At 43.1% G+C, this 15,658-nt stretch carries 11 protein-coding genes; all 11 read right to left on the reverse strand.

Annotated features, from left to right (window positions below; genetic code table 11):
- Window positions 1–10: 10 nt before the first annotated feature.
- Window positions 11–1,153, reverse strand: coding sequence for an acyl-CoA dehydrogenase family protein (locus tag BSI_RS06630; protein ID WP_003240115.1), 1,143 nt, complete (start codon window positions 1,151–1,153; stop codon window positions 11–13).
- Window positions 1,140–1,409 (reverse strand): acyl carrier protein, encoded by a 270-nt coding sequence (locus tag BSI_RS06625; protein ID WP_003240117.1) that lies wholly within the window; start codon window positions 1,407–1,409, stop codon window positions 1,140–1,142. Before BSI_RS06625 ends, BSI_RS06630 begins: the two co-directional genes overlap by 14 nt.
- 25 nt (window positions 1,410–1,434) lie before the next feature.
- A complete protein-coding gene (locus tag BSI_RS06620) occupies window positions 1,435–2,496 on the reverse strand; it encodes an HAD-IIIC family phosphatase (protein ID WP_003240119.1) in 1,062 nt (353 codons plus the stop codon).
- Window positions 2,497–2,511: 15 nt separating this feature from the next.
- The gene (locus BSI_RS06615; RefSeq protein WP_003240121.1) at window positions 2,512–3,366 is read right to left on the reverse strand and encodes a 3-hydroxyacyl-CoA dehydrogenase family protein; all 855 of its coding nucleotides are present in this window, start codon (window positions 3,364–3,366) and stop codon (window positions 2,512–2,514) included.
- Between the two features lies 1 nt (window position 3,367).
- Entirely contained in the window at window positions 3,368–4,069 is a 702-nt protein-coding gene (locus tag BSI_RS06610; RefSeq protein ID WP_003240123.1) for a thioesterase II family protein, read from the reverse strand.
- Window positions 4,066–5,049, reverse strand: a complete 984-nt coding sequence (locus BSI_RS06605) for a cysteine peptidase family C39 domain-containing protein (protein ID WP_003240124.1) — start codon at window positions 5,047–5,049, stop codon at window positions 4,066–4,068. The genes BSI_RS06610 and BSI_RS06605 overlap by 4 nt, the downstream gene beginning before the upstream one ends.
- Entirely contained in the window at window positions 5,039–6,544 is a 1,506-nt protein-coding gene (locus tag BSI_RS06600) for a serine hydrolase domain-containing protein (protein WP_003240126.1), read from the reverse strand. Before BSI_RS06600 ends, BSI_RS06605 begins: the two co-directional genes overlap by 11 nt.
- Window positions 6,541–11,037 carry a non-ribosomal peptide synthetase gene (locus BSI_RS06595; protein ID WP_032732205.1) on the reverse strand — a complete coding sequence of 1,499 codons (4,497 nt, stop codon included), beginning with the start codon at window positions 11,035–11,037 and terminating at the stop codon, window positions 6,541–6,543. The genes BSI_RS06600 and BSI_RS06595 overlap by 4 nt, the downstream gene beginning before the upstream one ends.
- Before the next feature lie 81 nt (window positions 11,038–11,118).
- Window positions 11,119–12,312, reverse strand: coding sequence for an MFS transporter (locus BSI_RS06590; RefSeq protein ID WP_003240131.1), 1,194 nt, complete (start codon window positions 12,310–12,312; stop codon window positions 11,119–11,121).
- A 124-nt stretch (window positions 12,313–12,436) separates the two neighbouring features.
- Window positions 12,437–13,627, reverse strand: a complete 1,191-nt coding sequence (locus BSI_RS06585) for a CamS family sex pheromone protein (RefSeq protein ID WP_003240132.1) — start codon at window positions 13,625–13,627, stop codon at window positions 12,437–12,439.
- Window positions 13,628–13,642: 15 nt separating this feature from the next.
- Window positions 13,643–15,649, reverse strand: a complete 2,007-nt coding sequence (gene ligA / locus BSI_RS06580; protein WP_003240134.1) for an NAD-dependent DNA ligase LigA — start codon at window positions 15,647–15,649, stop codon at window positions 13,643–13,645.
- Window positions 15,650–15,658 lie beyond the last annotated feature (9 nt).

Consider the following 15,658-nt stretch of genomic DNA (forward strand, 5'->3'; position numbering starts at 1 on the left):
CATCCTCTGCCTATATGTGTTTGACAAAATATCGTCTCAATCCATAATTCGCTATAACTTGCTGCTGAATTTGAGATGTTCCTTCAATGATCTCCAATACTTTGGCTTCTCTGTACAGGCGGGCAGCTGAATGATCTCTGCTGAAGCCGCTTCCTCCATGGATCTGCACATTTGAATTGGTAATCTCAACAGCAACCTTTGAAGTGAAATATTTCGCGATAGACGTTTCCGTCACGGCCTCTGGATCTTGTTTCATCCGCATTTCGCCGGCTTTCATACATAAGGCGCGGGCTGCATGCAGCTGTGTTACGGCATCACCGATCATTCCTTTAATCATTTGATGTTTGTAGAGCTTCTCTCCGAATTGGCTTCTCTTCCGTGAGTATGTTACTAAAGAATCGACGGCTTCCTGTGCAATCGCCAATCCGGCCCATGCTACACTGTATCTGCCATGATCTAAAGCCAAGTTAACGATATAATTAAAACCGCCCCCGATTGGCCCTAATATCTGGTCATCAGAAACCTCAACGCCATCAAACTCTATTTCCGCAAGATAAGAAGCTCTATTGGCCATCATGCCTTCCATTTTTTTTACCGTTACGCCGCTCTGGCTGCTGTCTACAATAAAGGCTGTAACCACTTCTCCATCACGGGCTATAACCAGAAAAAAGTCAGCAATGGCCCCAAAGGAAATCCATTTTTTTCTGCCGTTGATGACATAGCAGTTTCCGTTTTTTGTATACGATGTTTCAATGTGGTTTGCGTCTGAACCAATGTTTGGTTCAGACAATGCAAACGCTCCGATTTTCTCTCCTTTTCCGATGGGGACAAGCCATTCTTCTTTTTGGCGCTCAGTACCGTACCGCAGCAGAGATTCACCGACTAACGAATTCACAGTCAAAAGGGTTCGAATATTACAGCACGCTTTACCTGCTTGTTCAGTAAACAAACCGTACTCGACAGGGTTCAATCCCAATCCGTGATAGACCTCCGGAATACCCGCAGCAAAATAAGATTTGCTCCCTAACTCTTTTATTAATTCTGCCGGGATGCATTCCTTCTCATCAAACTCGCCTGCAAAAGGTCTGATTTTTTCGTCACAGTAACCCCGGAAATCTTGAATGATGTCGGTTTTCTTCTCAGCTGTTTTCATTAGCAAGCGCTCCGTTCTGTTTCTTTTCAATTAGGCTGACGATTCGGTTTACTGTGCTGAAGTTAGCAATATCTAAATCTTCGTTATCAAGCTGAAACCCAAAGTTTTGCTCAAGAAATGTTACAAGCTTCATCGCAAATAAAGAATTCACAAATCCCATTTCAAAAATGTGATCATCATTGGTTAATTCGATTTCATCGTCAAAGACCACCAAATTTTGTTCAATATATTCTCTAATTTGTTCATGTAGATTCATCTATTTGCTCTCCCCGCTATTTAGATTAATTGCTGCTTCCCGCAACAGGTGATTGGCTGAATTCCGTTTTGACCTCGACATACGCAGGATACGGCTGAATCCGGCTCAGGTCATTTTCAAATAAAATGAAGCCGTCCGGGCCCTTCGTATGTTCTTTGAAATTGGCAAATTTATACGTGATATACATGACTCTGTTTCGATCTGTTTGTTTAAAATCAGCAAACAGTTTTTTCCCTTTTTGTTTCGCTTCATTTAAAATAGCTGTCAGTAAAATCGTACCGACACCGCGGGACATAACCCGGCATGACATTAAAAGAAGATTAATATGCCATTCATCTCCCTTTTCTTCTATTAAAGAGAGTCCGATCTTTCCATAAGAGCCGTACTTGTCCTCAAGCTCGCAGACTAGCAGCATATGAGAATCTGACTTTCGGAAATAATTTAATTCCTGATAATCGTATGTTTTTCCGCTTGCATTCAGCTGGTTTGTACGCACCGTAAGCTCTTCTGCCCGCTGCAAGTCGCTTTCTTGCGCATGGCTGATCGTAAACTTCATATTCAGAGTGGCAAGAAATTGTTCGGACGGTCCTTCAAACTGCTCTTCGTCCTCTTTTCTGCGATCATCCTCCAGATACATCTGCCGGCGTCTTTTGGCATCCTCCGTTACGAATGCAGGCTTCAGCAAAGGATCGACGATTAGATCCTTATACCGAACGGCATCCCAGCACGAAATCTCCGGATGGGCATTTTGCACTTCTTCCCTTTCAAATGCTTGGTCGTCAATAAAGAGAAGCGTATCCTTATGGATATTGAGGTTTTTGCTGATTTTTTCCAAAGAAACTGATTTGGCATTCCAGCTGATTTCCGGATATAAAAAGAAATGGTCAATTCCAAATTCCTTTAATTTTTCCATAACAGCAGCTTCGTCATTTCTGCTTGCGACAGACAGCAATATGCCGCGTTCATCAAGCTCAGTCAAAATTTCTTTGATATTGTCCTTCAGCTTTACATCATCAGATTCAAGCAGAATACCATCCCATAGCGTATGATCTAAATCCCAGACAACACACTTAACTCCCTTTTTCAATGGTCTGCTCCTCCTTTAACTATATTGAAAGAATCCTTGTCCTGACTTTCTCCCTAGCTTTCCTGCGTCTACCATTTTCACGAGCAGCGGACATGGCCTGAATTTTGAATCTTTGTAGCTTTCATATAGAACCAGCAAGGAGTTAAGGATCGTATCAAGACCAATTAAATCCGCAGTCGCGAGCGGACCCATTTTATGCCCAAACCCGCCGCGGAAGATTTTATCCACATTGGCTGGTGTCGCCACTTGATCTTGAACCGTCCAAATGCTTTCATTAATGGTCAGCATTAACACACGATTTGACACAAAGCCAGGCAAATCATGAACAACGACAGGGTTTTTGTCGAAAGATTTCAAAAACTCCACGGTTGCATTGACAGTCTCATCAGTGGTGGCATCGCCCCGAATCACCTCTACAAGTTCTTTCAGAGGAACAGGATTCATGAAATGTGCTCCAATTACCTTTTCCGGACGATGCATCAGTGAACCGACCTTCGTAATTGAGATACAGCTTGTATTTACAAGGTAGATGGTATCCTCTCGGCAGATATCTTTTAATTGTAAATACACTTGTCTTTTTATCTCCCAATCTTCTGTTACGTTTTCAATGATGATATCAGCCGGCTCCACATTGTGCGGCTCAGTCGTGAATTGAATGTTATCAAGCACATCTTCAAGTGACATGCTGAACTTTTCTTTCCGCATCAGTTGAACAAGCCTGAATGTCTTTTTAATATTTTCCTCTGCGGCTTTCAGTTTTTCATCACTGATATCCAGCAAAATCACTTGATACCCATTCGCAGATAAATCAAGAGCCATATCGGCCCCCATGACGCCTCCTCCGATAACACCGGCAGTTCTGAAATCCATTTCATACCACTCCTGTCTGATTCAAAATATGATTGATTTTAGCTGTCACTTCTTTTATCTTCTGATTAATGAAAAAATGATCTCCTTCAAATTCGTAAAATCTGCATGTCTGATCGGTGTACTGATTCCAATCAGATAAATCAAACAGCACTGACGGCAGATCACGTTTTCCGTAAAAAACCGAAATATCGCACGATAAAGGAGCAACAGCTGTATTCCTGTATGTTTCCAGCAACTCAAAGTCAGCTCTTAAAATAGGAAGGAAAAAGTCAAGCACCTGCTCATTTTTGCTGAATTCTTCGGGTACACCCCCCATCTCAATAATCGCTTGTTTTAAAGCGGCATTTGAAAGCTGATGAAGCACTTTCTTTTCCGGGATATGAGGCGGGAAACGCCCGGAAAAGAACATATGGATCGGCTGTTTATTTTCCATAGTTAATTTCTTTTGCAATTCGTATGCAAGCAGCGATCCCATGCTGTGTCCAAAAATGGCATAATCCGAATCACCCAAATGGGATTTTGCTTGCTCAAAAAGATCTTCCGTCACGGATCCTGCATGATTCAGCAATGGCTCAGACATTCTCGTTCCATGTCCCGGAAGCTCTAAGGCCACCAGTTCAACTGATGCATCAAGAAATCTTTTCCACCCGCTGAAGATGGTGCTCGAACCCCCGGCATACGGCAGACAGAATAATTTGATCATTTGACCCTCTCCTCTTTACCAATATCCTTCAGGCATTCAATATGGGCTGCTTCAAGTTCCAGCACTTTTTTCAGTGAATCTTTGATCCGGTCTTCATAACCAGAAGAAGATCCTTCCGAAAAATAAAGCTTAGCCGCAAGATGCCGCGCTGCTTCCCACTCATCAATAATGTCAGACGTCACAGCGGCAAGCTGTTCAAACGCTGGAAGAAATGCGAGGCGGTATTGCTCTGTTTTTTTTACATTTAAAATTCCATTAAATGAATGAAGGAGCTTTTCGCTGTCTCTTATGCTGTGAAATTGCTCAGTAAACCGGCTGAAGGACGCCAAACCGGATAACATCCGATCTACATGCTCGGTGATGTTATGAACAAAGAAGGCAGCCGCATCCTTGAAAATGCTTTGCCCTGAGCGATCCCTGTCCGGATCATAAGAAAAGGAGGCATAAGAATGAAAAGCGGCAGGAGGCTGAAAATAACTGTGAAAGCCTTGATAGGCTTTGGCCAAATGCTGATATGAAATATGTCTGGCTTCATATGACAAGTTATCGGGATAACGGTTTTCAATAGCAAGAACAGTCTGATCTACGTCATGAAAGCCATAAATCAGTATGCTGTTCCGCTTATGCTTAGACATATATTCCTGTCTATAAGGCTGTGCATATGTATCCAACCAAATGATGACGGGTTTATTTTTAAGAACATCCCGTTTCACATCATCTATGAGACTGCTGCTCACCGATTGCTTATCCGCGCTTATTCCCTGCTGATTCATGACATACTCAGGATCATAAACTTCAGTCCGATCAATCATTGGATAACCGTCTTCATCCAATTGATACGAATATATGTCATTTAAAAGATAAGGATAGATTTCTTGCTGAAACGAGCGAACCACTGAAAAATAACAGTTAAAAAAACAGCTGCGATAAAATAGGTCGTTAAACGGCTGAATATCAGGGATAGATGTTTCACATTTCATGCGTCTCACTCCTTCTTGCGGCACGGTGATTGAAAAAACAAGCGGTTAAACCGAATATACAGGAGGCAAGGAGCAGCATATAATAAACCGCCGCCAAATAAAGAAGAGAACCGGGCCCCCAAATAAATATCATGCTCCAAGGCAAGCCATTAAAGGCGAAGACTGAAATGAGCTTAGGCGCCACTATTCCGGCTGCCAGCAAAATCACCCAAAGCAGTGCCTTTATTCTTGTTCGCTGCTGAACAGGAACATTTTTCGATTTTACGCCTTTTAGAAAAATATAAATTCTCCACAGCAGAACAATAAGCAATAAACTGAATAAAACCAGCATGGCAGCCGCAGCTTTATCAATGACCTGGAACGGATCAGTGACAGAACCGTCCTGTTTTTGATTTGGATCGGCAATCACTTGTAAAACAGAACGAGCGATTTTCTCAGGGTACGCGCTGTTCATATTGGCCAAAACCCCTACAGCCGCATTATCATCAGGGCTGACGATAATAAACGAAGAAAAGTTGGGGTTGGAGCCGGCATGGAACATTTCTTTGACTCTGCCCTTTTTTTCAAAAATTGACCATCCCGCACCATAATACACGCCCGGCTCGTCGGTTTTTACGCTTTTATCAGGCAGGTGGCTCTGCTCAATCAAGCGGCTTATATCACCGTCACTTTGATTCAGCTGAAATCGAAGCCATTTGGATACATCCTCTGCGTTCGTGATAATATATCCGGCAGGCGTGTTCCCCCTATACTCAGGCGCTTTATAGGCTCTGGCTTTTAAAAATCCAATTTTAAAACCTGATGATACATCGCCGGCATGACCAGCGTGCCGCCCCGCATACGTGTTTGACATATCTAACTGCTTAAAAACGTGCTCAGCCATATATTGCTCGTACGGCTGGCCTGATGCCTGTTCAATGATATATCCCAGCACATCATAATTGATTGTGGCATATTCAAATGTGCTTCCCGGCTTATGACTAAGTTCAACTCCCTTTAATCCCTTCGCCGTTTTCTCCAAAGCATCTTCCTTTGAATCAACTTTGATATCCGCTATCGATAAAAAAGGAATTCCGCTTGTATGATGCAGCAGCTGTTGAATGGTGATATCTGTTTTCTTTCCGTTGTAAACTGCATAAAATCCGCTGATATACCGGCTGACAGGGTCATTTAGATTGATTGCCCCCGAACGTACAAGCTTAAGCACACCCAGTGCAGTAAACGCTTTAGAGGTTGAGCCCATCTCAAACAATGTCGAGGCGGTTACAGGGCGGCTATGTCTTTCACCGGCATAACCAAACCCCTTTTCGTATACCACATCATTTCCTTTTACCACTGTCACTGAGATCCCCGGTATTCCGCTTTCCTTCATCTGCTTTTCGATCAGAGCGTCAATGCGCTTATCAACTGGCGTCTGAGCGCTTGCCTGTCCGCCACCCCAGATTTGAATTGACAGGATACAAAGACATAAAACCAGCCATGCGTTTCTCATCATTTGAACAAGGAATCCAATTCTTCAATAGATAATGAGGCGGTTTCAAAATCTGATGGCGTATATTCGACAGACTCTTGTTTACAGCAATGTTCAGTCAGCTCCTTCAGCTGTACAAAAAATTCATCTAAAAGCTGTTCCATATCCTCTGTCTGATAAAGATCGCTGCAGATTAAATCCAACGTTAGCTGTCCGTCATAGATTCCCGCAGTCAAATCAAGACTGACTGTCAGACTATTTTCAGGTGATGACTCGGCGCCTGAATTTAAATAAGTCATGCGGTATTCTGATTTGTCTGCTAAAAAACGGTCAACTTCTCCCAGATAATTAAAGCGCAGCTCAGGCTTCCTGTGATCCGGCATTCGTTTACTCAAATAGGTGAGAGCGCCGTAGCCAATACCCTTATTGGGAATATTCCGCAGGTTTTCTTTCACTGAACGGATTTGCGCCGGCAGATCAGCCTCTGCCTGAAACACGGCGGGATACATTGCTGTAAACCACCCGAACGTTCTTGAAAAATCTAAGTCTTCCTTTAATGTCTCTCTTCCGTGACCTTCCAATTCCAAAGAAATAACCTCTTTGCCTGTGCAATGATGGCAAGCCCGGATTAACGCAGTGATAAGCAAATCATTTGTTTGGGTTTGATACGCCTCATTTGCTTCACTGAGCAGTTTTTGAGTCATCTGGCTGCTCAAAGACCGTTTCAGTTTTATGCTATTTTCAACTTTGGAATTTTCCAGACAAATCCCATAGAGCGGCTCAATCTTTTTCACTTTTTTATTCCAATAGCTGCATTCTTCTTCCGCCTCACGCGAATAAGCGTATTCATGGATCGAATTTGAAAATTCCTGATAAGAATGTGTCTTTAAAGGCAGTCTCTTCTCTTCCTTCTTATCTATTGAATGTAAAAGAGCAAGAAAATCATCAATCAGGATTTGCCATGATACACCGTCCGCGATCAGGTGATGGGCTGTAAATAACAAATGCGTTTTTTCGTTTGCTTTGATCACACCGGTTTTAAAAAGCACTCCATTGTATAAGTCCGTGCTTTCTCTCATTTCCTGCCCGATCACCGCTATTTGTTTGGTTTGCTCTTCCTCGGAAAGATTAGACAAATCATGGTATTCGATATAAGGTTCGATATTTGTATTGTGATAGACCAAGGTATTCGTTTCTTTTTCTACATTCATTCGCAAGCTGTCGTGATGATTGATTAAAAGAGACAGAACCGCCTTTACATCTTCAAGGTGAACCTCTTTTTCAGCAGTTAGCATAACCGATTGATGCCAGAAATGAGCGCACTTTAAATCCAAGGACCAGAACCATTGGGTAATCGGCGTGCCCATCACTCTGCCTTCTGCTTGTTGTTGAGAAATTGCAGGCGATTGTTTGCTAGTCACAGCACTGACCAGTTCTCTAAATACGGGATAAGTCATAATATCCTGAGTCTTAATAAAAAGACCTTTTTCTTTCATTTTCGAAACGAATTGAATGGCTTTGATAGAATCTCCGCCAAGCTGATAAAAATGATCCTCTGGGCAAATATCAGTCTGGCCGAGAATCTCCTTCGCGGTCTCCAAAAGAACCGCCTCTGTTTCCTTCTGCTCTTCATTTAACAATCCGTAATCTGTCTGTTCTTGATACAGTAAAGGATCAGGAAGTGCTTTTTTATCCGTTTTTCCATTTTGCGTAAGCGGAATATGATCCATCTTGATAAAGTAGGCCGGAACCATAAAAACGGGCAGTTTGCCAGAAAGCTTTTTCCTAAGCTCCAGCACTGGCGTAGGTGCAGAGCTCACTACATATGCCGCCAATTGCTTTCTGCCCTGTGAATCACCAAAATCAATGACAACCGCTTCTTCTATTTCCTCGAGAGAAAGCAGGGCTAATTCAATTTCTCCCAGTTCTATACGGTAGCCTTTCAATTTGATTTGATGGTCTTTACGCCCTGCATATTCAAGCAATCCATTATTCGTTCTTTTCGCCAGATCGCCTGTCTTATACATTTTTCTGCCCTTCATGAAAGGGTTATCCAGAAAACGCTCGGTTTGCAAATCCGGACGCTTCCAATATCCTCTGGCAACATTATCGCCCGAAATATACATTTCACCTTGAGTTCCCGGCAATACAGGCTGCAGCTGTTCATCTAATAAATAAATTTCTGTATTCTGCAGCGGAACCCCAATTGGAACCGAAGCTTGCTGATCCTGTTCTCGGTCATATTTGTGGATCATACACCCAACGGTCGCTTCTGTCGGCCCGTATTCATTAAAGATCTCGATGCGGTGATCTGATGCTTCTGTTATTTGGCGTGCTAAAGAAACAGACAGCTGCTCTCCGCCAACGATCATTCTTTTTATAGAGGAATCTTTTAAGTTTGCATCTTTCAGCAACGCTAAATGTGCTGGTGTCAGCTTGATGACAGCTGTTTTCATTTCTTTTACGATTTGATGTAGTATAAATTCCGGGATATCTTCTTGTCTGTAAATGACAATCTTATTTCCTGTCACTAATGGGGTGTAAATGGATGTAACGGTTAAATCAAAAGCTATGGATGAGTACAGCGCAAAGCTGTCCTCTTGGGAAGAAGTATAATTCTGAGAGGCTGATGTAATGTAGTTCACAAGGCTTTGATGTTCGATCATCACGCCTTTCGGCTGCCCTGTTGATCCAGAAGTGTAAATCATATATGCGATGTCGGAAGGATCGTTCCTGATGTCTAACTGTCCCGTATCTAAATCATTAAACATGGTGCAGTCAATACTGATTTGTTTTACGTGCCTTGGCAAACAGCAGTCTATTTTAAAAAGAGGGTCTGTAATAAAAAACGCCGCTTCACTATTTTCTAAAATATACTTGATTCGTTCCGCGGGATACTCGGGGTCGATCGGCACATAAGCGCCGCCTGCTTTTAAAATGCCCAGTAAAACAGCAATCAACTCCGGTGAGTGTTTCATGCTCACGGCAACAAAATCACCGCGGCTTATTCCTTGATGTATAAGGCAGCGAGCAATTTGGTTGGAGCGTTCATCCAGTTCTTGATAAGAAACATGTCTGCCCCCATCCTCTATCGCTGTGCGAAACGGATGCTGCAAGGCTGTTGCTTGAATTAATTGATTGATTGTCTGCTCTTTCGGATAGTCGGCCTGCGTCTGATTCCACTTAAATATCTCGTCCCTTTTTTCTTGTTCAGTTAATATAGACAAATGTCTAAATTGAATGTCTGGATCCTCGATAAGCAATAAAATCAGGCGGAGTAAACGGTCTTTCAATTGCTGAATTTCCGCTTCGCTGTAATCCGCAACCTTGTAGTCGAACTGCAATTCGATTGCTCCGCCTTCGTCCCATTCTTTAACCGCAATTTGAAGGGAATAAGGCTGTGATCCGTTATATAATTCTTCATATTCGACATGGCATCCATCTATATCAGAAGCAAGATCGGTGTTGTATGAATTGATATACATTTGGAAGAGCTGGTCGTATCCCTGTTTTGCCAGCTGTAATTCCTTTATCAGTTCGTCATAGGGGTACCGTTGGTGGAGAAAGTATTTCAGGTAGTCTGAATTGACTTCTTGTAAAAAGTCTGAAAAACGCTGGTCCAGGTCTGTTTTCTTTCTGAACGGCATCGTACTGACAGTCATCCCCGCCGTGCTTTTTTCCTTCTTTCCAGACCTGTTTAGTACCGGCGTGCCGATAATGAAATCATTCTCTCCCGTTGCTTTGCTTAAATACCAAAACAGCGATGCGGTAAACAATGCGTTTAACGAAGAGCCTTGCTTTTGAATAAATTCATAAACAGTAGCAGAATGTTCTTGGTCAAGTTTAAATCGTTTGCGTTTTCCCGCAATGTTCGCTGAACTTTTTGACAAGAAGCTGTCCGGCAAATGAGAAAATTCCTCTTTCCAAAATGCGGCATCTTTTTGATATCGTGGCGAAGAAAGGTATTTTTTCTCTTTTTCTATGAGAATCGAATAGTCGTCAGCGGCTTCTTCAGGCAGTTCTCCATTTGCCAGAAGCATGTACAGATCCTTAATCTTATCAATGATGATTTTCATAGACCAGCCGTCAGCAACAATATGATGGCATTTGATTAAATACCCGCAGGTTGCTTCATCTGTTTGGAAAACATAAAATTGAACAAGCGCGCCATCATATAAAGAGAAAGGTATTTTAAATTCCCGTTCGGCCCAATCTAGCATTCTTTCATATGGATGGTCTGCTGAAGTAAAATCGACTGATGGCACACGGGCCTGCGCTTTTTCGTCTATGTATTGAAGAACTGATCCTTCCTGCTTCATGAGCCGTATTCTGAGGGACTCTGTCTGTCTGATACAATGCTGAATGGCTTTTTTTAACGTCTCAAGATGAAGTTTTCCATTGATTTGGATGAGGCCGCCAATATGATTAATAGCTGTTTCTGGGTATAAATTTTCGATATTTAATATCCTTTTTTGATGATGAGAAAGAGGAAATAAATTCAAATTACCATTCAACATATCCACCTCTTTACAAGTAGTATTTTACATCACCAATTTAAACACACAACAAATAATTTGTAAATATTTATAAAACATTGTCTATATTTGTTCATTTTTTAGTTTTAAAGATAAAAGCGCTGAAACGGTAAAAATAATAAAATTCAAGAAAAATACATATTGAACACCCAGCCAATCAGTAAGGCTACTCATAATTAAGATCGATGCGCCGTATACAAATGTACTTATTGTATGCTGAGCCGACAGTATTTTCGGAAGCAAAGTTTCGTTTATGCTCTCCTGCACATAAGTTCTGATCGCAATTCCCCGGAGCTGAAATGAAGGTCCTAAAATAAAGACAAAAAGCAGCGATGCCAACGCATACTTGTTAAGCGCAAGGCATAGTGTGCAAGCCCCGATGGCAAGTGATGTCCATAAAATCATCGAGAACAGTTTTCCGTTCATTATTTTTGAAAGTTTCCAAACGATTAAACCGCCTGTAATGGTGCCGGCGAAATAGCTCGCATTAATAAACCCCCACCATGTTTCGTTTTGATGCAGCACTTCATCGACATAAACAAGGATAATGGCTCCTGTCCAAATACTTCTGCCGAACATGGATAAAAGCTCAAGAACAGTCAGCATTCTGATAACAGGCATTTGATAAATTGCTTTCCACCCGGAGGAAATTTTATCCATAAAGGACTCGTTTTCTTCCTTTTCGGCATCTCCTTTTCCCGCATCCTTGACAAAAAATAAAGATACTGTAGAGGTGCCATAAAGTGCAAAAGTCAACAATAGAAGCAATTGCGGCCCGAGCCATTTGATCAAAATACCGCCGAGCAGCCAACCGAGCAAAAGCACGATTTGATCAGAGGTCAGCACCAGGCTGTTTGCTTTCAACAACATAGATTTTGGAACAAAACGGGGAATCATTGAATTTCTGACCGGAATAGTTCCTCCATCTAACAGCGACATTAAAAATACAATAAAGAAAAAAATAAAAATAGATTTAAAATCTATCATAAATATGAGAAGCAACAAAGATAACAGAATGGTTTGCGTTAACTGTAAAAAAATCAAAATGTGCTTTAATCTGTATTTATGAATAAAAACCGGTATAAATACTGCGCTTAATGACTGACCCACGAACTGCATCATGGCTACCAGCGAAGCCAAAAAGGCCGAGTCTGTGACTTGATACGTAAACAGGGTCAGTACCAGCACGTATAAAGAATCTCCTAAATTGGCAATTGACTGGCCCGCCCATATGAAATAAAAGGATTTATTTTTCATAATTTCAACCCTTTTCTATTTTTAGAACATCATAACATAAATAAATACCCTCTCCAATGCTACTTAACCTTCAAAAAAACGCAAAAAACCCCTGCGCCGCAGCGGCACAAGGGGTCATCCAATATTAGTCATAAATGTGAACAGTCGGCTCTTTATCTCCCGCATTGCGGATAATGACCGCTTCCTGTCCGTCTGAGGATGTGATATTGACTTCGACATCAACTGAGCTCTTGGAGTAGTAATCCATTACTTCACCCGTTAAGAACTGGGTAAACGCGACAACTTCACTTTTTCCGTAGAATTGCATTGGAATATCAATTTTCATTTTCGTCATTTCATCTTTTTCATACAGGGCAGTCCCTACAACGCCTGTGTAGTTCGGAAAATATTCTTCAATTGAGTTTTTGAACCGCTTAAAGACCTCGGTGTCATCCGGGTATTTTTCTGCTGTGGTTGTATCCGCCGGATAGAAAACATATTTTTCGTTTATGTCATCCCAGTTTGAGATATCCGTGGAGCCTGCTTTGACTTCTGTTTTGGCAATAAAGTTCCCCGGCACAATCGATGTTTTTGACGCCTGCTTGTAGAGCGCGACGGTAATCGGCACATTCTTCAGGTTATCTTTTTTTCGGAGGCGGTTAATGACCTCTTGTGCGATTTTTTCACCCTGCTCGCGAAGCGTGCTTTCTTTAATCTCCACTTCTTTTTGAGGGTCGCCTGTTTTTTCACGATAGTAATACACGGAGTTTAACGCCAGTCCGATCATCACGCCGCCAAGCTGGATGGAATTCTTGTCTTTTCTGACTAAATAATCGTGCTCCAGCATGGACGCTAAATAAACCGGGCTGCTTTCGTTCTTTTCTTCTGTTGAACCGGAGCTCGGAAGCGCTGGGTTCAAGCCTTCATTTTTGAAGTTTTTATCTTCTTTTTGGGCTTTTTTCAGATCAGAGCCTGTTTTTTTCCGTGCCAGCCAGCTTAATACTGTATCTTCATCTAAATATTGCCCTTCTTGGAACAGATAATCGTCAGTAGAGAAAGAATCTTGGGCAAGACGCATCAGCCCTGTTTCAAACTCATCAATGTCCAGTCTTGTATTCAGCTGTTCCGTCGTCAAGCCGCGCGCTTTTCCCGCCTTAAACGGCAGCACCATTTTGTAATAGGAGTCAGAGATATTATATTTCGGGACAATCGCTTTTTCTGACGACTTCGCCGTCTTTTGCGTGATCTCTTCCTCCTTCTCCCCCCCAAAACCTGACGAGCAGGCAGACAGCATTAATACTGCCGCCGTTGCCGCCATTACCAACGTCTTTTTCAATAGAAAACACTCCTCTTATTTCTTTAGCTCTCCCATTAACTGTTCTTCATTCCATACTTCAATGTTCAGCTCTTGCGCTTTTGTCAGCTTGCTTCCCGCCGCTTCTCCGGCGATGACCAAGTCTGTGTTTTTGCTGACGCTGCCAGTCAGCTTGCCGCCGAGCGCTTCGATTTGCGCTTTGGCATCGTTTCTTGACAGTTGTTCCAGCTTTCCTGTCAGGACAATTGTTTTACCGGCAAAGTAAGAATCGCTGTCCTCTGCTTTTACTTTTTTCGGGCCCTTATAGAGTGTGTTTACGCCCAGCTCCTGAAGTTCATTCAAGAGTTCAAGCATTTCTTCTTTATGAAAATAGGTGATGACCGCGTCAGCCATTTTTTCACCGATCTCATCTACCGCGAGAAGTTCCTCTTTAGAGGCGTTTTTCAGGTTCTCCAGGCTTTCAAAATGCATGGCGAGCGTCTTTGCAGCCTTTGAACCGATAAAGCGGATGCCGAGTCCGAATAGCAAGCGCTCTAACGAATTTTCTTTTGATTTTTGGATGGAGCTGATCAGGTTTTCTGTGGACTTTTCGCCCATGCGTTCGAGCTGAATGACCTGTTCCTTCGTCAGCTTATACAAATCCGCGACATTGCGGACGAGGTTCTCCCCAAACAGCTGTGTGATCACTCGTTCGCCAAGCCCGTCAATGTTCATGGCATTGCGGGAAACGAAATGGATCAGCCCTTCTCGGATTTGCGCCGGACATTCAGGGTTAATGCAGCGAAGTGCCACTTCTCCTTCGATACGGACGAGTTCGCTTCCGCATTCAGGACATTCCGTCGGCATGCTGAATTCCTTTTCTTCTCCTGTGCGCTGTTCAACGAGGACGTTCACGACTTCCGGAATGATATCGCCCGCTTTTTTGACGACGACCTTATCCAATATCCGAATGTCCTTCTCTTTAATTAAATCTTCGTTATGAAGGGATGCTCTTGAGACCGTTGTGCCGGCAACTTTTACCGGCTCAAGAATCGCAGTCGGCGTAATCACACCCGTTCTGCCGACATTTAATTCGATATCGAGAAGCTTTGTCACGACCTCTTCAGCAGGAAATTTATACGCGATGGCCCAGCGCGGGCTTTTCGCCGTAAAACCAAGCTCTTCCTGCTGATCAAGGGAATCTACCTTAATCACGATGCCGTCAATTTCATACGGAAGGTCAGCGCGCTTAGCCTGAAACTCATCGATCAGCGCAATGACTTCTTCTATGCTGCCGCATTTTTTTCGTTCCTGGTTCGTTTTAAATCCGATTTCGTCGAGAAAATCAAGCCCCTGGCTTTGCGTCTCCACACCCATCTCATCAAGCTCCGCTATACTGTAGACGAAGATATCAAGATTTCGTTTCGCTGCAATTTTCGGATCGAGCTGTCTGAGTGATCCCGCGGCGGCATTTCGCGGATTGGCGAATGGTTCTTCTTCGTTTTTGATCCGTTCCTCATTGAGCGTTTCAAACGAACGCTTTGGCATATACGCCTCGCCGCGCACTTCGATTGACAGATCACGTTTCATTTTGAGCGGAATATTGCGGATCGTCTTCAGATTCTCCGTAATATCCTCTCCCGTCGTTCCGTCACCCCTTGTGGCCCCTCTGACAAAATAGCCGTCTTCATAACGGAGAGAAACAGCAAGACCGTCTATTTTCAGCTCCACATTATACGCCACATCGTCACCGACGGCCTGGCGAACCCGGCGGTCGAAATCACGGAGATCATCTGCGTTAAAGGCGTTGCCCAAACTGAGCATCGGCGTGCCGTGGGTGACTTTCTGAAACGCTTCAAGCACGGCTCCGCCGACACGCTGCGTAGGAGAGTCAGGCGTTTTGAGGTCTGGATGCTCCTCCTCGATCGCAATCAGCTCCTGCATCAATCTGTCGTATTCGGCATCAGGGACGCTCGGTTCATCTAAGGTGTAATATTCATGGCTATACTTGTTGATGGTGCGGCGCAGTTCGTCTGCCCGCTGCTTCGCTGTTTCTTTGTCCATCTGCTTCTT

The organism is Bacillus inaquosorum KCTC 13429 (assembly GCF_000332645.1).
GTDB classification, from domain to species: domain Bacteria; phylum Bacillota; class Bacilli; order Bacillales; family Bacillaceae; genus Bacillus; species Bacillus inaquosorum.